Source organism: Novosphingobium sp. CECT 9465, assembly GCF_920987055.1.
Taxonomy (GTDB): Bacteria; Pseudomonadota; Alphaproteobacteria; order Sphingomonadales; family Sphingomonadaceae; genus Novosphingobium.
In genome coordinates this window covers 1,587,025-1,603,441 of sequence record NZ_CAKLBX010000001.1, presented here as the reverse complement: position 1 = coordinate 1,603,441, position 16,417 = coordinate 1,587,025, and the positions used below count along the sequence as shown (strand labels likewise).

The following is a 16,417-nucleotide window of genomic DNA, read 5'->3' as shown; positions in this document are numbered from 1 at the left end:
GCTATTTTCCCGCCACCACGGGCCTCGGCAACCGCAGCACCGACATCAGACCGCCCAGATCCTCGCTCTCGCGCAGTTCCACGTCGCCGCCATAGATTTCCGCCACGTCGCGCACGATGGCAAGGCCAAGCCCCGTGCCGGGCTTGCCGGTATCCAGCCGCGCGCCACGGTCGAATATCCGCTCACGCGCTTCCTCCGGGATTCCCATTCCGTCATCCTCGACCCAGATTTCGCAGAACTTCGCATCGGCGGGCGCGGCATCGATGGTGATGAACACCGACCCGCCGCCATATTTCGCCGCATTCTCGATCAGGTTGCCAAGGATTTCATCCAGATCCTGCCGTTCGATGGAAACTTCAGCAGCACGGTTGCCATCCATGTCGAGCCGGACTTGCGGATAAAGCCTTGTCACCGCGCGCTCCACCGCCTGCGCGCTTTCCCACACTTGCGCGCGCGAAAGGCCCACGGCGCGGCGACCCACCGCCCGCGCTCGCGCCAGATGGTGATCCACCTGTCGCCGCATGACCGCAGCCTCGCGGATCACGGTATCGGCAAGGTCGGGCGCCTTGGCGGTGGCGGCGTTCATCACCACAGTCAGCGGGGTTTTGAGAGCGTGGGCAAGATTGCCCGCATGCGTTCGCGCCTCTTCGGCCTGCCGTTCCGAATGTTCGAGCAGTGCGTTCAATTCCTGAACCATCGGCTGAACTTCCAGCGGCAGCGGATCGGTAACCCGGCTCGCCCCGCCTTCACGCATGCGCGCGATCGCGCGCCGCACCCGGCGCAACGGTCCCAGCCCGTAATAGGTCTGTAGCCCCGCCATCACGAACAGGCCGAGGCCCAGCACAAGGAACGACCAGATCAGAATCGAACGGATGCGCGTGATCTGTGCGTTCAATTCGCCCCGGCTGGCGGCAACCTGGAATTCCCACAGCGTATTGGTGCCCGGCAGGATCACCGACCGCTTGATGATCCGCAGCGGCTCGCCCTCGAACTGGTCGCTGTCGTCAATTTTCGGGTCGACATGGTTCTGGTCGAGATTGGTCTGGAGCGACCTGTCCCACAGCGAGCGCGAGGGGAAATCCTCGTGCCCCTGCCCCGAAATCTGCCAGTACAGCCCGCTGTTCGGTTCAAGAAAGCGCTGGTCGCCCAACGGCCGGTTGAAGAATACTTCTCCGTCCGGCCCGATTTCCGCCGAAGCGACCATCGCGGTCAGCATGTAGCCAAGCTGTTCGTCGAAATTGCGCGTTACCAGCCCGGTCAGCGTCTGGTCCAGCGCCAGCCCGCCGCCCAGCAACAGCACGGAAATCCACGCCGAAGCGATCAGCAGCATGCGTCGCGTCAATGAACCGGTGTGCGGCGCCGGCGTATCTACCGCACGCTGCGAAGGCGCATCTCTGGCAGGCCTGCTTTCAGCCACGCGCCACGTCGCAGCTTAACCCCGGCCGGGACCGGCGGGATCGTCAAGGCTGTAGCCAAGCCCGCGGATCGTCGTGATCACGTCCGGCCCCAGCTTCTTGCGAATGCGCGTTACGAACACTTCGATGGTGTTCGAATCGCGATCGAAATCCTGATCGTAAATGTGCTCGATCAATTCGGTGCGGCTGACGACCTTGCCCTTGTGGTGCAGCAGGTAGGACAGCAGCTTGTATTCCTGTGCGGTCAGTTTCACCGGCTCACCGTCCAGCGTGACCCGGCCGGACCGCGTATCCAGCCGCACATCGCCCGCCGTCAGTTCCGATGACGAATTGCCCGAAGCGCGGCGGATGAGCGCGCGCAGCCGGGCGATCAGTTCCTCGGTCTGGAATGGCTTGGCCAGGTAATCGTCTGCGCCTGCATCAAGCCCCGCCACCTTGTCCGACCACGAATCGCGCGCTGTCAGCACCAGCACGGGAAACTTGCGGCCTTCCTTGCGCCACATGCCGAGCACGGTCAGCCCGTCGATCTCCGGCAGACCAAGATCAAGCACGACCGCGTCATACTCCTCGGTCGAGCCCATGAAGTGCCCGTCTTCGCCATCGGTCGAAAGGTCGACCGCATAGCCGGTCTGTTCAAGCGTGGACTTGAGCTGCTTGCCGAGAGTGGGTTCGTCCTCGACGATCAGAATGCGCATCACTTGCCCCTTGCAGCGCGCCTCATGCGGCGCGGTCAGTTGGAAGGGTAGATGGGGCGGGAAACCTGAACGGTCAAGGAATAGGGGTGTTGGGGGGTGTTCAGGGTGTGGCGGGAAGGAGAATTCTAAATATGAGCTTCTGGTTGGGAACGACCTACCCTCAACCGCTTTTCCCTCAAACATTGACGACCGCTTTCACACCAACTCGCCTCTCCGCATTTTGCTTGGTAGATGTCATAACCGGCCGTGTTCAAACAGCGATCAGTCAGAAGGGAAACGGCTCTTCAGGTTTTTGAGAGCGGCGGAAAAATAAGGCTGTTCTTTTTTGTCAGATGGCCAAGATGCGAACGATTCGTCGCATGCCTTGATAAGTTTCAACAGATCAGTCTCCCAGTATTTCCAAAAGAATGGGCCAACGGCAACTCGGAGAACTTCGGGATCGATCGATGCCGATCCATAGTGCGCATTTAACCGATTCTCGATGCGTACAAAAAACGCGACCATTACAGATATTGCCCAAGTGTAGTCAGACAAATGTTTTTCGCCCAAATGCCCAAGATTGGCGTCGTTAAGCAGGTTATCGGGCGGCGACGGGGCTGCGCCTTCGCTGCAGACCCACCAATTTGCAAAGCTTTTAAGACGCTCCTCGTCTTGGACCACATATTTCAGATAATGCCATCCAAGATCACGCATGACGCGAAACTCTTGTGAGTTGAACTCCATGTGCAGTTCGTCGAAGCGGAGCGCAGCAGCGGCTGCACGATCTGCCTCAAGCCTAACGACCTCTCTTGTCGCTTGACTTGCTGCGACAAGCTGAAGCCACAAGGCCGACAAGCCTGCCGCCGTCAGCACGCCGCTAGCGAGAGCGATCGTGTCCGCTGCAGAAAGCATGGTAATCGTGGCACCTGATCCCAATGGCCACAGCAGGATAAGTTCAACCAAGGCGAAATATGAACCAGCAAATCCTCCAGCGATCGCAAGTGCCTTTTTTGTGCCTACTTCCATCAAAACCTCGTTTAGTGAGACCAGCACCTCGTCCCCGATCATACGACCGGGTATTGCCAGTTCATTACCAGCCCTAAACTATGCCCTGTGGTGACCATACAGATACATTCACGCGCTCCACGCATCCATGAACGTAGTCTAGGCCGTAGACTCATAAACGCGCAGCCACAGGCGCATTGAGGCGAGTTGGACCATGGCCAGAAAGTTTTCGGCCAACTTGTCGTAGCGGGTAGCTACTCTGCGGAAGTGCTTCAATTTGGAGAAATAGCGTTCGATCAGGTTCCGCTCGCGGTACAGCCATGTGCTGAAGTACGGTTTCGACTTCCGGTTTGCCTTGGGCGGAATGTTGGCAAACGATCCCTTTTCGCGGAGAGACGCTCGGATACGATCGGCGTCATACGCCTTGTCTGCCAGCACGATTGTTCCGGCGCCAACGTGATTGAGTAGATCGTCAGCCGCTTGCCCGTCGTGGCTTTGCCCGGCAGTCAGGCTGAGCCGGATCGGGAGGCCTTGCCCATCGACGACCGCGTGGATTTTGGTGGTGAGCCCGCCTCGGGAGCGACCGAGACAATGATCTCGATCCCCCTTTTTGCCGTCGCAGCCTGTTGGTGCGCCCGGATGGAAGTGCTGTCGATCATCTGGATATCGCCATCATGGGCGGCGGTGATGGCGTCCATCATTCGATCCCACACACCGGCTTTTCGCCATCGCACGAAGCGATTGTAGCAGGTTGTGCGCGGGCCATAGCGTTCCGGCAAGTCTCGCCACGGCGCCCCTGACCGCAGCACCCAGAAGATGCCATTCAGCACACGCCGGTCATCGACACGTGGCACGCCTCTAGGCTTGTTGGGCAACATTGGTTCGATCACACGCCACTCGAAATCGGTCAGGTCATATCGGCTCATCCAGTCCCTGAATCAGCTTTCGCTCAACAAGGAAAGGCGTGTTACGATGAACCCTATGAAGCCCTGGATGTCTTGGACGCTATTCTTCTTTGCCGCTGCCTTGATCGCATTCTTCAGCGGTGAGCAGTGGAACACCCGACTTATCGTGTTCCTGATTCTGACAATTCCGATTGTCATCTGGGCGGTGCGACAGATCAAGAAGGCTCAGACACCGTCGCGTTAATGGGTTCACGGCCTAGAACACCCTTTCAGAAGTGGTTTGAAGGTGTTCGCTCGACTCTCTACCAGCACCTCTCTGGTCTTGCCACGCGATTCGTGCCTAGCTCGTCCGCATGGCAATTTAAGTAAAGGCAAGTCGTCAGGACATCTGAATCGCAATGAACTACCGCCATTCCTTCCACGCGGGCAACAGCGCCGATGTCGTGAAGCACAGTCTGCTGATCGCGCTCGTGCGGGCCTTGCAGATCAAGGACAGCGCGCTGACGCTGATCGATACGCATGCCGGTTGCGGACTTTACGACCTGCATGGCGAGGAGGCCGGGCGCACGGGTGAGGCTGCGCATGGCGTGCTGCGGGCTTTTGCCGATACGAACCCCTTGCTGGACGATTATCGCGCTGCGGTGCGGGCGGTGAATGCGGGAGTTGAGCCGCAGCTTTATCCCGGATCGCCACGGTTTCTGGCGCAATTGCTGCGCGCGCAGGACTTGCTGATCCTCAACGAAAAGCATCCCGATGACGCCTATGCCCTGCGCGGGGCGATGCGGGGTACGTCTGCTGCGGTGCATGAGCGCGATGCCTATGAGTTATGGCTGGCGATGTTGCCGACCCGGACGCCGCGCGGTGTGGTGGTGGTCGATCCGCCCTATGAGCAGACCGACGAACGCGCGCGGATCACGGCCACGCTTGCCGCCGCGCACCGCAAGTGGTCGCATGGGGTGACGGTGATCTGGTATCCGCTGAAGGACCGGCACACGCATGTGCGGTGGAAGGAGCAGCTAGGCCGGCTGGGCATTCCGAAGATGCTGAATGTGGAGCATTGGCTGTATGATGCCGATCAGCCCGGTATCTATAACGGCGCGGGGCTGTTTTTCGTGAACCCACCCTATGCCTTTACGCAAGGGTTGCCGCCGCTGCTGGAGGCCCTGCGCGCGGCGCTGGCGCCGGAGGGGCATCGGGGTGTGATTTCGGCGGAGTGGTTGAGCGGTTAGAGGGGCGGCCTCTGGCTAATTGCCGTCAGCATCGACCATGAAAACCATGGGCTTTCCGCGGGATTCAGGGTCCCACCCGGCGTCCAGTGCGGCCTGAATACCGCGCATCACAATCGCGTCGCTGACTTGCAGGCGGCCACGCTGCATGCCTTTGAGCAGGCGTTTGGGCGGGGGGAATTCCAGCATGGCGCCGCGCTGGGTGTTCTTGCGCAGCAGTGACACGGTCATGCCTCTCCAGCCGTCGAACTCGCTCCACTGCGGTTCGCTGCGCAGTTCCCATTCGTATTGAAACCCGCCGACGTCGACGATTCCGGAAAGCCTGTGGATGCTGGTCATGGCGCGGACCACTAGCAGGTCTGCGGCCACACACCACCGGCAGTTTGCACTAGCGGCTTTCGCCCAGCACCTGCCCCGTCCTGGCATCGACATCGACGAACACGACACGCCCGTCCCGAATGAACTTGAGGCGATAGACGAGTGCCGTGGGATCATACTCCGGCCCAAGGTATTGCATCCCCGGCTTGGTCGGCAACACGCGCCGCTCGATATCCCGCAGCGAACGCACCTGGCCCGAACGCAGATCGCGCCGCGCCTCGTTCTGCTCGTCCGGGCGCTGTTGCGCATGGGACGTCACAGGAGCGATGGCAGCAAGGGATACGGCAACAAGAGCAATGGCAAAACGCATGATGTCGGCATGCCTAACCCCAAGGCATTGAACAAGCCGTGAATACGCGCCAACCAATTCATTCAGGCTATAGCGTTGCACGAAGGCGACAGCACAGCTAAGCGCGGCCCATGGCAGCAGCACCGATCCTAAGCTGGGAAGGCCTTGGCCTTATCCAGGGCAATGGCTGGCTTTTCAGCGACCTTGACATCAATATCGGCCCGCGTGACCGGCTGGCCCTGATCGGCCGCAATGGCGCGGGCAAGACCACGCTGCTCAAGCTGATCGGCGGGCAGGTGGAAGCCGACAAGGGCACCCGTTCCATCCAGCCCGGCACCCGTATCGTCACGCTGGAACAGGACCCGTTCTTCACCGGATACGATACGCTGATGGACTTCGCGCTTTCGGGCAAGGACGCCCCGCCCCGGCACGAAGTGGAAGCCATCGCCGGGCAACTCGGCATCGATCTTTCGCGCAAGGCCGACAGCGCCAGCGGTGGCGAACGCCGCCGGGCCGCGCTCGCCCGTGCGCTGGCCAGCGAGCCCGACCTGCTCCTGCTCGATGAACCGACCAACCACCTCGATCTTGCCGCCATCGATTGGCTGGAAGACTGGTTGCAGCGCTACAAGGGCGCCTTCGTGGTCATCAGCCACGATCGCACGTTCCTTGAGCGCCTCACCCGCGCCACGCTGTGGCTTGATCGCGGCAGCCTGCGGCGCAAGGACATCGGCTTCGGCAGCTACGAAGCGTGGATGGAAACCGTCTATGCCGAAGAAGCCCGCGCGGCTGACAAGCTTGACGCCAAGCTGAAGATCGAAGCCCACTGGCTTGAACGCGGCGTCACCGCGCGGCGAAAGCGTAACCAGGGCCGCCTTGAAAAGCTGTGGGAGATGCGCGCCCAGCGTGCCGCGATGCTCACCCCGCAAGGCACGGCAAAGCTGGCGCTCTCCAGCGACGATGCCAAGAGCAAGGCGGTGATCGTCGCCGATCATGTCACAAAATCGTTCGGGGATCGCCCGATCGTCAAGGATTTCACCTTGCGCATCACGCGCAAGGACCGCATCGGCGTGGTCGGATCGAACGGCGCTGGCAAGACTACGCTGCTCAAGCTGCTCACCGGAGAACTTGCGCCCGACAGCGGCACGATCACGCTGGCAAAAACGCTGCAAGGCGTGATGATCGACCAGCAACGCAGCCTGATGGCACCGGAAAAGCGTGTGCGCGATGTGCTGGCCGATGGCAGCGACTGGATCGACGTGCGCGGCGTCCGCAAGCATATCCACGGCTATCTCAAGGACTTCCTGTTCGACCCCGGCCTTGTCGAAGCGCGCATCGGTACGCTGTCGGGCGGCGAACGCTCACGGCTGCTGCTGGCCCGCGAATTTGCGCGGTTCTCCAACCTGCTCGTGCTCGATGAACCGACCAACGATCTCGATCTGGAAACGCTCGATCTGCTGCAGGAAGTGATTTCCGATTATGACGGCACCGTGCTGATCGTCAGCCATGACCGCGATTTCCTGGATCGCACGGTGACGATCACGCTCGGCATGGACGGTTCGGGCCGGGTAGACATTGTCGCGGGCGGCTATGCCGACTGGGAAAAGATGCGCAAAAGCCGCAATGCGGTAAGCGTGAAGGCCACCGTGAAGCAGGCACCCTCACCCAACGCCCCTCCGCCGCCAGCGAAGAAGGGCAAGTTGTCCTACAAGGACCAGCGCGATTTCGAGATACTGCCTGCCCGTATCGAGGAGCTTGATGCCGCCATCGCGCGCGGCGAAGCCCAGTTGGCCGACCCGGATCTCTATTCCAAAGACCCCAAGAAGTTCGACGCTCTGATGGCCGCCATTGCCAAGGCCCGCGCAGAAAAGGATGCCGCCGAGGAACGCTGGCTGGAACTGGCTGAAATGGTCGAAGGCTAACCCGCGATCCCATTGCGCCCCCGCGCAGACGCGGGCGCAATGGGCTTGTCACCCTATCCGATAGAAGTCGGCAATGCGGTCAAGGGCTATCCGCAGTACCAGCTTTCCGCTGCGCGCGGGCCAGTCGAGCGCTTTCTCCGCGGCCGGCAACCCTTCGCCTGCGCAGGCAACGCGCCAAAGAATGTCGGACAAACCCCGTCCTGCATGAGCGATTGCGGCGTCAAACCGCTGACGCGCCGCAGTCTGCCGTTCGCCCGGCGTCAATCCGCGATCTCCGGTTGCCGCGATCCGCACCGCGTCCCACCGCATCGTAATCGACGGAGACAGCTGCGCCCGCTCGTAATCGGCGCGCAACCGCTCACCGGCTTCATGCTGGCGATCGGTCAGGTGCCCCCGCGCGCGCAGCCATGATAGCGGCGATTCGGCAAGATTGACCGTGACCGTGCGAGTGTGCGGATCGACTTGTGGCCCACGCCGCGGGCCTTCCGGCGTCAATTCACGGGTTGCCAGCATCCGGGCCATTTCGCACTCTCCCCTTGAACAATTCAGGAACAAGCAAAGCCCTTGCCTCTCCTGACGCTTTGTAGGAAAGCAAAAAAACACCGCTCCGGTTAATGGGCATCACATGATCAATCGAATCCGCGACATTCGCCGTCAGAAGGGCATGACACTGGCCGATGTGGCCGCGCGCTGCGATCCGCCAACCACCGCGCAAACCATCGGCCGCCTTGAAACCGGCATGCGCAGCTTGTCCCTGGTATGGATGAACCGCATTGGCGCCGCGCTGGGCGTGGAACCGCAACTGCTGGTCAAGGCTGACGAAGAATCGCCGGCAAGACTGGTCGCCCGGTTCGGCGCGCAAGGGGCCGAAGCCCTGGCAAAGCCGATGGACGCCATCCTGCCGGTGGCGCTGGACGGGTCGGCGCGGCTCATGGCCATGGCCGTTGATGCCAGCGCAGGCGAATACCGCGCAGGCGATCAGGTGTGGATTCGCCAGATCGATCCCGATGACTTTGCCCGCGCCTTCAACCGCGATGTCCTTGCCCCCCGCCCCGGCGGGCGCTTCGCCTTCGGTCGCCTGATCGATCAGCGCGATGGCCGCGTTGCCTTGCTGCCCCCTGGCGCAGGGCAGCGGCAAGTCATCATCGACCGTCCGGCCTGGCTGGGCCTTGCCGAAATGCTGGTGCGGAAGCTGTGACATGAAGCGCCTGCTTTCGATTTCCACGCTTTACCCCGCCCCCGGTCGCACCGGCTTTGGCCGCTTCGTCGCGCGCCAGATGGAAGCGCTTGCCGCGCGCGGCGACTGGGACGTCACCGTCGTCAATCCCATCGGTTTGCCCCCTCTGCCGCTCAAGCGCTACGCCGCCTTGCGGGCAATTCCGGCGGCGGAACGCCAAGGTGCAATAACCGTGCACCACCCGCGTTTTATCCTGCTTCCGGGGCTGTCCGGCCCGATCAACCCGATGCTCATCGCCCGCGCCGTGCTGCCTCTCGCCAGAAGGCTTCACGCCGAAAACCCGTTCGATCTGGTCGATGCCCAGTTTTTCTACCCGGATGGCCCCGCAGCGGCAAAAATCGCACGGGAATTGGGCCTGCCTTTCGCCATCAAGGCGCGCGGGTCGGACATCCATCTGTGGGGTGATCGGGAATCGGCCCGCCGCCAGATGCTCGATGCCGCAAAGCAGGCCAGTGCGCTGCTTTCCGTCTCGCGCGCTTTGGCCCGTGATATGGCCGCGATGGGCATGCTTGAGGAGCATATTCACGTCCACTACACCGGCCTTGACCGCGAACGCTTTCGACCGCTGGAGCGTCAGGCCGCGCGGCAACTCGTCTCGGCCATTCCGGCGCTGCAAGTCTGGTCCACTGGCCCCCTGCTGCTGTGTGTCGGCGCACTTGTGCCGATCAAGGGTCAGGCCATCGCCATCCGCGCGCTCACTCACCTGCCGGAAGATGTGCGCCTTGCCATCGCGGGAACAGGCGGCGACGAATCCGCGCTCAAGGCGATGACCCGGCAACTCGGCCTCGAATCCCGCGTTCAGTTCCTTGGCGCGGTCGAGCATGACCTGTTGCCGCAACTCCTTTGCGCCGCCGATGCGATGGTGCTGCCATCGGAACGCGAGGGCCTCGCCAATGCCTGGATCGAGGCTATCGCCTGCGGCACCCCCGTAATCATCCCGGATATCGGCGGTGCGCGCGAAGTGGTGCAGGATGCCAGCGCAGGCCGGATCGTGGACCGTACGCCCGAAGCCATCGCCGACGCGGTAATGGACCTGCTGGAAAACCCACCCGCACAGACAGACGTAGCCACCAATGCGGAACGCTTCAGTTGGGCGGCCAACGCCGCCACGCTTGCAGCGATCTACGAAAAAGCGGCGGCGAGGCCCTGAGCCTTACCGCCGCCAATTCAATCGTGGGAATGCAAAGTTTCAGACGCCCTCGCGCGCCATCCGCTCCTGCTTTTCCAGCGCGGTTTCGGTCGGCACGAAGCTGTTCGGGTTGACCTTCAGCCAGATCAGGATCGGCGCGGCCATATAGATCGAACTGTATGTGCCGACGAAAATGCCCAGCGTGATCGCGGCGGTAAACCCGAAGATCACGTCCGGTCCCAGCAGCAGCAGCGCCAGCAGCGTGATCAGGATCGACAATGAGGTGACGATCGTGCGCGCCAGCGTTTCGTTGACCGAAAGGTCCAGCAATTCCGGCATCGGCATCTTGCGAAACTTCTTCATGTTCTCGCGGATGCGGTCATAAACCACGATGGTATCGTTCAGCGAATAGCCGATCAGCGTCAGCAGCGCGGCCACGATGTTCAGGTCAAACTCCATCCCGGTGAGCGCAAACAGCCCCAGCGTCAGCGAAACGTCGTGGAACAGCGCGAACAGCGCGCCCACCCCGAACTGCCATTCAAACCGGATCCAGATATAGGCGGCCACCGCCAAAGCGGCAAAGCCCAGCGCCTTGAACGCGTCCCAGCCCAGTTCCTTCGAAACCTTGCCCGAAACCGAATCAACGCCGTCGATCCGTGCATCGGAATGGTTCTTCTTGATGTCGGCGGTGATCGTGCGCGCCATCTTGTCGGAAAGCGCGGCATCGCTGTCGGCACCCTCCGGCAGCTTCATGCGGATCGAGATTTCGTTTGGCTTGCCATAGCGCTGGATGATCGGCTCGCCATAGCCAAGCCGGTCCACCTGTTCACGCAACTCGACCACAGGCGCTTCCGCGCTGCGCTCGAACGTCACGCGGATCATCTGGCCGCCGACGAAATCGACGCCAAGATTCAGCCCCTTTGTCAGCACCAGCCCCCACGACGCTGCAATCAGGATCATGCTTATAACGTAGAACGGCACGCGCCACTTGAGGAAGTGGATGTTGGTATCGTCGGGAACGAGCTTGAGGAGTTTCATGAGTCCTTGTCTCCCCTTACAGGTTCAGGTCGGCAGGGCGCGCGCGGCGCAGCCACTGCATCACCCACATGCGGGTCAGCGTCACGGCGGTAAACACCGAGGTTACGATGCCGATCATCAGAACGATGGCAAAGCCCTTCACCGGACCCGATCCGAACGCGAACATCAGTACCGCCGCGATGACGTTGGTGATATTGGCATCGAAGATCGCGCGGCTGGCTTCCTTGTATCCCATCTCGACCGCCGCCACGACCTTGCGCCCGCGATGACGTTCTTCGCGAATGCGCTCGTTGATCAGCACGTTGGCATCAACCGCCGCACCGATCGTCAGCACGAAGCCCGCGATGCCCGGCAGCGTCAGCGTGGTGTTGATCACCGCCATGATCCCCAGGATCATCAGCACGTTCACCACCAGCGCCACATTGGCGTACATGCCGAACCGGCCATAGGTGATGAAGATGAACACCATCAGCGCCAGAGTGCCAACGCCCATCGCGATCATGCCGCGACGGATCGAATCCGCACCAAGATCAGGCCCGACGGTGCGTTCTTCCACAACCTTCAGGTCGACCGGCAGCGCGCCCGACCGCAGTGAAATCGCCAATGCATTGGCGCTCTCTGCGGTGAACCGTCCTGAAATGATAGCGCTGCCGCCAAGGATCGGCTCATTGATCGTCGGCGCGGACAATACCTTGCCATCGAGGATGATGGCGAACTGTTTGCCGGTGTTCTGCGTGGTCAGCTTGGCGAACTTCGCCCCGCCTTCCGTGTTGAACGTGATGTTGACGACCGGTTCGTTGGTCTGCTGGTTGTTGGTCTGCTGGGCATTGGTCAACTGATCGCCGCGAATGCCGCCCAACCGCTTGACCGCGATGGCAGGCGCTCCGCCGCCTTCTTCGGCGCTGACGAAGGGCACGATCTCGCTACCGGCAGGTGCAATCCCCTGCGCCACGTCAGACGGCAGCGCTGCGGTATCGACCAGCTTGAACTCCAGCTTCGCCGTCTGCCCCAGCAGGTTCTTCAGCGCCTGAGGGTCTTGCAAGCCGGGAACCTGCACAACGATGCGCGTCGGGCCGGACCGAATGATCGTCGGCTCCTTGGTGCCCAGTGCGTCGATGCGTTTGCGCACCACTTCGACCGCCGTGTCCATCGCCTGCGTCACCGCCTGATCGATGCCCGCGTCGGTGGGCTTCAGGATAAAGCGATTGCCGTCGCTGACATTGATGTCCCAATCGCGCTGCCCGGTCAGCCCCGCACCGTTGGTCAGCGGCAGGATCGCCTCACGCACGGCATCGACCTGGCTCGGATCGGCGACGACGAAGGTCAGCGCGCCGTCACGGTTCGAAATGTCGCTGATGCGGATGTTCTTGCCGTCCTGCTTCAGCTTGGTTCGCACCGATTCTTCCATGCCTTCGATGCGCTGCTGGCGCACTTGCGTGGGATCGGCTTCGAGCAGGATGTGGCTGCCACCTGCCAGATCGAGGCCAAGGTTGACCTTCGGTTCGGGAAGAGCGGATGGCCAGGACAGGCCCATGGTGGAAGTGAGCGAGGGGATCGCGGCGATCACGCAAACAAGCGTTATCAGCCAGAGCCAGATCACCTTCCAGCGCGGAAATTCGAGCATGGGCGGTCAGCTTTCGGAAAGAAGATCAGTCGTTAGCGGGTGCAGCGCCAGCGGGCGGAATGATGTCACCCAATGTCGAGCGCACGGCCTTGACCTTCACGTTCGGCCCCAGCTCCAGTTCGACATAATGATCGTCGATCTTGATGACCTTGCCGATAAGCCCGCCAGCCGTCACGACCATGTCGTTCTTCTTGAGCGCGGCGATCTTGGCCTTGTGCTCCTTCTGCTGGCGCATTTGCGGGCGCAGGATCAGGAACCAGAAGATGAAGCCCATCGCCACAAGCGGCAGGAAGCTCATCCATGCGGGCGGTTCACCGGCATTTCCGGCGGCAACGGCAAGTATCGTCAGCATCATGTGTCCGTTTCTGGGATCGCGTGTCCGGTATTGCAACAGCGGCGCCCGCGCATTTTTCTGCGCAAACGCCGAGCGGCAAGTCTTGACGGGGCGGTTAGCAGCTTGGAAACGGCAAAGCAATCGAACGCCCCGGCGCGCTTTCCCCTCGGCGCGCTTTGGCCACAACCGGAACCTTTTGCGAAATCCCGCGCTTGCCAACCGCCGAGCCGGTGCCTATAGGCCCGCTCCACGGTCGGGACGTAGCGCAGCCTGGTAGCGCATCACACTGGGGGTGTGGGGGTCGGAGGTTCGAATCCTCTCGTCCCGACCAATTTTCGAAAATCGCAAGACAGTCGGCATCGTTCGAAATTTCGGACGTTGAGCGCTGGTGCTTACAGCAATCCCCGATCCACGGCGGCAACGCCTGCCGTCCGCAACCTCGTCATTCGTGATCAAAGCCAACGCGCCCTTACCCCAGTGGCGGTCCGGGTGGCATCGGGAAGCGTGAACGCGGGCCTTTGCCCCATTCTGGCGCGATGGCTTTGGGGGCATGGGCTTCGGGATCGTCCAGATACGTCGCGATATCGCGGGCGCTTTGGCGCAGGAACGCCTGCGTCAGCGCGTCGGCATCGCTGCGCGATTTCAACCCCGCCGCCAATTGCGCCAGCCGCTCCAGCACATAAGCTCGCGCTTCGGCCGCTGTCCTGGCGTCCGCGCCCAGCATCTTGAGCGTATCCAGCGTCACGCCCTGCACCACGCGGCGCAGCGCCCGCGCGCCCGGATCGGCATCGCGCGGTGCTTCCCATGTCCGCGCGACCACGGTGTCGATCATTTGCGGTAACGTCAGTGTATCGGCCTTGCGCGCGGCCAGTGCCACCATGCGGCTGGCGCGGGCACCATCCATCAGCGGTTCCAGCACCAGTGCGGCGGCGATACGCGCCGCCTTCAACTGATCGAACACGGCGTCGTCAGACATATCCTCCAGATTGTTGCCCGGCGATGGCACCAGTTGTGCCAGCAAAGGTTCGGGCATTGCCAGTGCCGAAGGCTGCACCGCATCCAGCAACAGTCCCAGCACCTCGCGCTGCAATGTTGCCGGGATAAATTCGGTCGGGGGGACGCTATCGCCCTTGACCACATAATTCTGGTACATCCCGCCGACGTATTTCAGCCCGCTTTCAATGGCATAGCGGTGATGCAGATACGTCATCCACAACCGCGCATCGCGCAACGAACCTACCGCCTCACCCGGTGTCAACGCGCCCTGCCCGTACGTTTGTAGCAGGATTGCGCGTGCTGCATACGTCTCCTTCAGATACTCAACCGGTGTCGCCCGGTCATCATACCAGGTCCAGCGCGGATCGGTTTCGGGCACGTAATGCAGCCCCGTGGCGCGCATGTCGGCAATCACCGCTTCCAGCCCGGCCTTTTCCTGCGCGGGCGCGAACACCGAATAGGCATAGCGCGCCATCGCGGCATCATAGGCGCCGATCTGCTTCTGGAAGGATTCCGACAGGTCGATGCGCCCGTTGGTCACCTTCACGCGGGGGGTCGGATATTCCATCACCGATTGCCGATCATCCAGACTGGACGAGAAGTTGTGCTGGAAACCGATGGCATGGCCCAGTTCGTGCGCCGTCAGCAACGCCTGACGCAGCAGCACCATGTCGCGCTGCCCGGCGGGCATTCCCGCAAACGCGCCCGGCGTCAGCAAGGCAGGATCGACCACGGTCACGCCGCTGCCATCCGCAGGCAAGCCGCCGCTGTAGGCGTCCCAGTAATTGCCGATGGTGCGGATGCGGTGCGTGTCCATCCGCGTCTTCGATCCGATGATCTCACCGGTGCGGGGATCGCGATATGTCCCGCCGCTGGAAAAGCCGCGCTCGTCACGGTTGATCCACAGGACGTAGGCGTAACGGATGTCCATCGGGTCCATATCCGCAGGCGCATCTTCGGCGCGCACGGCATTGACGAATCCCGCCGCTTCGAACGCCTTGTTCCACCATAGCGTACCCTGCTTCATCGCTGTGCGGATCGGATCGGGGATTGCCGGATCGAAATAGAACGTGATCGGCTTGACCGGCTCGCTCATCGCGGCGGCCGGGTCCTTCTTCTCCAGCCGCCAGCGCGTGATCCATGCGGCATCGGTCGGCTCGCTGAAATCCTTCGCATAATCGCGGAAGCGCATCTCGCTCACCCCGATCCGCACATCGCCCAGTCGGGGAACATAGCCCTGCGGCGCCTTGAGGAAACTGTGATGGATGCGCAGCGTCATCGTGCGCGGATCAGGGGTGACGTTGCGGACCAAGGGGCCGGGTCCATCGGTTGCAAAGGTGGCAATCGTCTCCACCTCGGAATTTTCCGGGAATGCCTTGGTGCGCGGCAGATGGAACGCGCTGCGTGCAGCATCGAACTTGAACGTGCCCTGGTTTGCGCGCTTGAGCGTCGCCTCGATCCCGGCGGCATCGCGCATGAACAAGCCTGTGCCATCGACCAGGACCTTGCCCCCAGCCTCGGATTCCACCGGCAGGCTTGCGATGACCGATGTGGGGAAGGAATCCGCGACACCCTCAGCCGTGGCGCCGGTGCCTGTCGTGGAGCGGTAACCCGTGTTCACTTCCACCACGAGCACCCGCTGGCCAACCCGCTGGAAACGGATCACCATGCTGTCCATGATCCCGCGATCGAGCGGCAGTTCCACCGATCCCCCGCCGCTCGCCGCCGAAACATAGTAAAGAATGTCGCTATCGAACGCTGGCACTTCGAATAAAAGCCGTCCGCGCGAGGCATCCCATACCAGCGGGACGAAACCGTCCATCTTTACCGTAGCGGCCGCTCCCGCAGATGTCGAACGCGCGGGGGCGGCCTGCGCCGGGGTTGCGGAAAGGATCAGCGCCAGGGCGATCGAACTGGCCGCCCACGCCCGTCGAACGGCAACGCGCGCGCCGAAATCTGATACCGCCATGTGCTGCTTCCTTATGTCGAACCCGCTTCGCCGAAGAGGCCATTCTCGTGAGTCAACATCAAATCCGATGCCGCCCGAAAAGGGTTTTGCCTTCGCCGACTGGCTGTCATAGGATCACATTTGTCAAGCAAGTTCAACAAGTATCAGCAAGAATACTTTGTGCTTTCAAATAAGGGGATGACTAAAGGTCCGGCTAATCCATAACATGGGGGCATTTCATGGGGCCTATTCAAGTCAATAAAGCGAATCGGATCTTCGATATACGAAAGATTCTTCTTT

General features: G+C 61.7%; 16 protein-coding genes and 1 tRNA gene. 6 read left to right on the top strand and 11 right to left on the bottom strand.

Annotation, left to right across the window (positions count from 1 at the left end):
• Position 1 precedes the first annotated feature (1 nt).
• From LUA85_RS07810 to LUA85_RS07795, 4 genes are all read right to left on the bottom strand, one after another.
• Entirely contained in the window at positions 2 to 1,330 is a 1,329-nt protein-coding gene (locus tag LUA85_RS07810; RefSeq protein WP_231468489.1) for a HAMP domain-containing sensor histidine kinase, read from the bottom strand.
• A 102-nt stretch (positions 1,331 to 1,432) separates the two neighbouring features.
• Positions 1,433 to 2,110 carry a response regulator transcription factor gene (locus LUA85_RS07805; RefSeq protein ID WP_231468487.1) on the bottom strand — a complete coding sequence of 226 codons (678 nt, stop codon included), beginning with the start codon at positions 2,108 to 2,110 and terminating at the stop codon, positions 1,433 to 1,435.
• 261 nt (positions 2,111 to 2,371) lie between these two features.
• Positions 2,372 to 3,157 (bottom strand): hypothetical protein, encoded by a 786-nt coding sequence (locus LUA85_RS07800; protein WP_231468485.1) that lies wholly within the window; start codon positions 3,155 to 3,157, stop codon positions 2,372 to 2,374.
• 96 nt (positions 3,158 to 3,253) lie between these two features.
• Positions 3,254 to 4,020 (bottom strand): IS5 family transposase gene (locus tag LUA85_RS07795; RefSeq protein WP_231466484.1). Its coding sequence is split into 2 segments (ribosomal slippage): positions 3,254 to 3,708 and positions 3,708 to 4,020, totalling 768 coding nucleotides; the frame shifts between segments, so codons are not numbered across the junction.
• A gap of 55 nt (positions 4,021 to 4,075) precedes the next feature.
• On the opposite strand from LUA85_RS07795, the gene LUA85_RS07790 reads away from it, so the two are divergent.
• Both LUA85_RS07790 and LUA85_RS07785 read left to right on the top strand, forming a co-directional pair.
• The gene (locus LUA85_RS07790; RefSeq protein WP_231466483.1) at positions 4,076 to 4,243 is read left to right on the top strand and encodes a hypothetical protein; all 168 of its coding nucleotides are present in this window, start codon (positions 4,076 to 4,078) and stop codon (positions 4,241 to 4,243) included.
• Between the two features lie 154 nt (positions 4,244 to 4,397).
• Positions 4,398 to 5,228, top strand: a complete 831-nt coding sequence (locus LUA85_RS07785; RefSeq protein ID WP_231468482.1) for a 23S rRNA (adenine(2030)-N(6))-methyltransferase RlmJ — start codon at positions 4,398 to 4,400, stop codon at positions 5,226 to 5,228.
• A 15-nt stretch (positions 5,229 to 5,243) separates the two neighbouring features.
• On the opposite strand, the gene LUA85_RS07780 is transcribed toward LUA85_RS07785, so the two are convergent.
• Together LUA85_RS07780 and LUA85_RS07775 are read right to left on the bottom strand one after the other, a co-directional pair.
• A complete protein-coding gene (locus tag LUA85_RS07780; protein WP_231468480.1) occupies positions 5,244 to 5,564 on the bottom strand; it encodes a hypothetical protein in 321 nt (106 codons plus the stop codon).
• Between the two features lie 49 nt (positions 5,565 to 5,613).
• On the bottom strand, positions 5,614 to 5,913 hold the full coding sequence (locus LUA85_RS07775; RefSeq protein WP_231468478.1) for a PepSY domain-containing protein: 300 nt from the start codon (positions 5,911 to 5,913) through the stop codon (positions 5,614 to 5,616).
• A gap of 110 nt (positions 5,914 to 6,023) precedes the next feature.
• On the opposite strand from LUA85_RS07775, the gene LUA85_RS07770 reads away from it, so the two are divergent.
• Positions 6,024 to 7,811, top strand: coding sequence for an ABC-F family ATP-binding cassette domain-containing protein (locus LUA85_RS07770; protein ID WP_231468476.1), 1,788 nt, complete (start codon positions 6,024 to 6,026; stop codon positions 7,809 to 7,811).
• Positions 7,812 to 7,859: 48 nt separating this feature from the next.
• Here LUA85_RS07770 and LUA85_RS07765 read toward each other — a convergent pair whose 3' ends face one another.
• Entirely contained in the window at positions 7,860 to 8,333 is a 474-nt protein-coding gene (locus tag LUA85_RS07765; RefSeq protein WP_231468474.1) for a DUF6456 domain-containing protein, read from the bottom strand.
• Positions 8,334 to 8,436: 103 nt separating this feature from the next.
• On the opposite strand from LUA85_RS07765, the gene LUA85_RS07760 reads away from it, so the two are divergent.
• Both LUA85_RS07760 and LUA85_RS07755 read left to right on the top strand, forming a co-directional pair.
• Positions 8,437 to 9,009: a helix-turn-helix domain-containing protein gene (locus LUA85_RS07760; protein ID WP_231468472.1), complete on the top strand. Its 573-nt coding sequence runs from the start codon at positions 8,437 to 8,439 to the stop codon at positions 9,007 to 9,009.
• Between the two features lies 1 nt (position 9,010).
• Complete coding sequence (locus tag LUA85_RS07755) at positions 9,011 to 10,198, top strand: glycosyltransferase (protein WP_231468470.1); 1,188 nt, start codon at positions 9,011 to 9,013, stop codon at positions 10,196 to 10,198.
• 39 nt (positions 10,199 to 10,237) lie between these two features.
• On the opposite strand, the gene secF is transcribed toward LUA85_RS07755, so the two are convergent.
• From secF to yajC, 3 genes are read right to left on the bottom strand one after another with little or no spacing between them, the layout of a single operon-like run.
• A complete protein-coding gene (secF, locus tag LUA85_RS07750) occupies positions 10,238 to 11,215 on the bottom strand; it encodes a protein translocase subunit SecF (protein ID WP_231468468.1) in 978 nt (325 codons plus the stop codon).
• 16 nt (positions 11,216 to 11,231) lie between these two features.
• On the bottom strand, positions 11,232 to 12,839 hold the full coding sequence (secD, locus tag LUA85_RS07745; protein ID WP_231468465.1) for a protein translocase subunit SecD: 1,608 nt from the start codon (positions 12,837 to 12,839) through the stop codon (positions 11,232 to 11,234).
• A 25-nt stretch (positions 12,840 to 12,864) separates the two neighbouring features.
• Complete coding sequence (yajC, locus tag LUA85_RS07740) at positions 12,865 to 13,194, bottom strand: preprotein translocase subunit YajC (protein ID WP_231468463.1); 330 nt, start codon at positions 13,192 to 13,194, stop codon at positions 12,865 to 12,867.
• 233 nt (positions 13,195 to 13,427) lie between these two features.
• On the opposite strand from yajC, the gene LUA85_RS07735 reads away from it, so the two are divergent.
• Positions 13,428 to 13,504, top strand: a tRNA-Pro gene (locus LUA85_RS07735).
• A gap of 138 nt (positions 13,505 to 13,642) precedes the next feature.
• Here the strand turns inward: LUA85_RS07735 and LUA85_RS07730 are convergent.
• Positions 13,643 to 16,138, bottom strand: coding sequence for a zinc-dependent metalloprotease (locus LUA85_RS07730; RefSeq protein WP_231468461.1), 2,496 nt, complete (start codon positions 16,136 to 16,138; stop codon positions 13,643 to 13,645).
• Between the last annotated feature and the right edge of the window lie 279 nt (positions 16,139 to 16,417).

Bases quoted from the DNA above. Each gene is read 5' to 3' on its own strand.
- LUA85_RS07810 (WP_231468489.1), bottom strand. From the start codon at position 1,330: ATGCTGCTGATCGCTTCGGCGTGGATTTCCGTGCTGTTGCTGGGCGGC.
- LUA85_RS07805 (WP_231468487.1), bottom strand. From the start codon at position 2,110: ATGCGCATTCTGATCGTCGAGGACGAACCCACTCTCGGCAAGCAGCTC.
- LUA85_RS07800 (WP_231468485.1), bottom strand. From the start codon at position 3,157: ATGATCGGGGACGAGGTGCTGGTCTCACTAAACGAGGTTTTGATGGAA.
- LUA85_RS07790 (WP_231466483.1), top strand. From the start codon at position 4,076: ATGAAGCCCTGGATGTCTTGGACGCTATTCTTCTTTGCCGCTGCCTTG.
- LUA85_RS07785 (WP_231468482.1), top strand. From the start codon at position 4,398: ATGAACTACCGCCATTCCTTCCACGCGGGCAACAGCGCCGATGTCGTG.
- LUA85_RS07780 (WP_231468480.1), bottom strand. From the start codon at position 5,564: ATGACCAGCATCCACAGGCTTTCCGGAATCGTCGACGTCGGCGGGTTT.
- LUA85_RS07775 (WP_231468478.1), bottom strand. From the start codon at position 5,913: ATGCGTTTTGCCATTGCTCTTGTTGCCGTATCCCTTGCTGCCATCGCT.
- LUA85_RS07770 (WP_231468476.1), top strand. From the start codon at position 6,024: ATGGCAGCAGCACCGATCCTAAGCTGGGAAGGCCTTGGCCTTATCCAG.
- LUA85_RS07765 (WP_231468474.1), bottom strand. From the start codon at position 8,333: ATGGCCCGGATGCTGGCAACCCGTGAATTGACGCCGGAAGGCCCGCGG.
- LUA85_RS07760 (WP_231468472.1), top strand. From the start codon at position 8,437: ATGATCAATCGAATCCGCGACATTCGCCGTCAGAAGGGCATGACACTG.
- LUA85_RS07755 (WP_231468470.1), top strand. From the start codon at position 9,011: ATGAAGCGCCTGCTTTCGATTTCCACGCTTTACCCCGCCCCCGGTCGC.
- secF (WP_231468468.1), bottom strand. From the start codon at position 11,215: ATGAAACTCCTCAAGCTCGTTCCCGACGATACCAACATCCACTTCCTC.
- secD (WP_231468465.1), bottom strand. From the start codon at position 12,839: ATGCTCGAATTTCCGCGCTGGAAGGTGATCTGGCTCTGGCTGATAACG.
- yajC (WP_231468463.1), bottom strand. From the start codon at position 13,194: ATGATGCTGACGATACTTGCCGTTGCCGCCGGAAATGCCGGTGAACCG.
- LUA85_RS07730 (WP_231468461.1), bottom strand. From the start codon at position 16,138: ATGGCGGTATCAGATTTCGGCGCGCGCGTTGCCGTTCGACGGGCGTGG.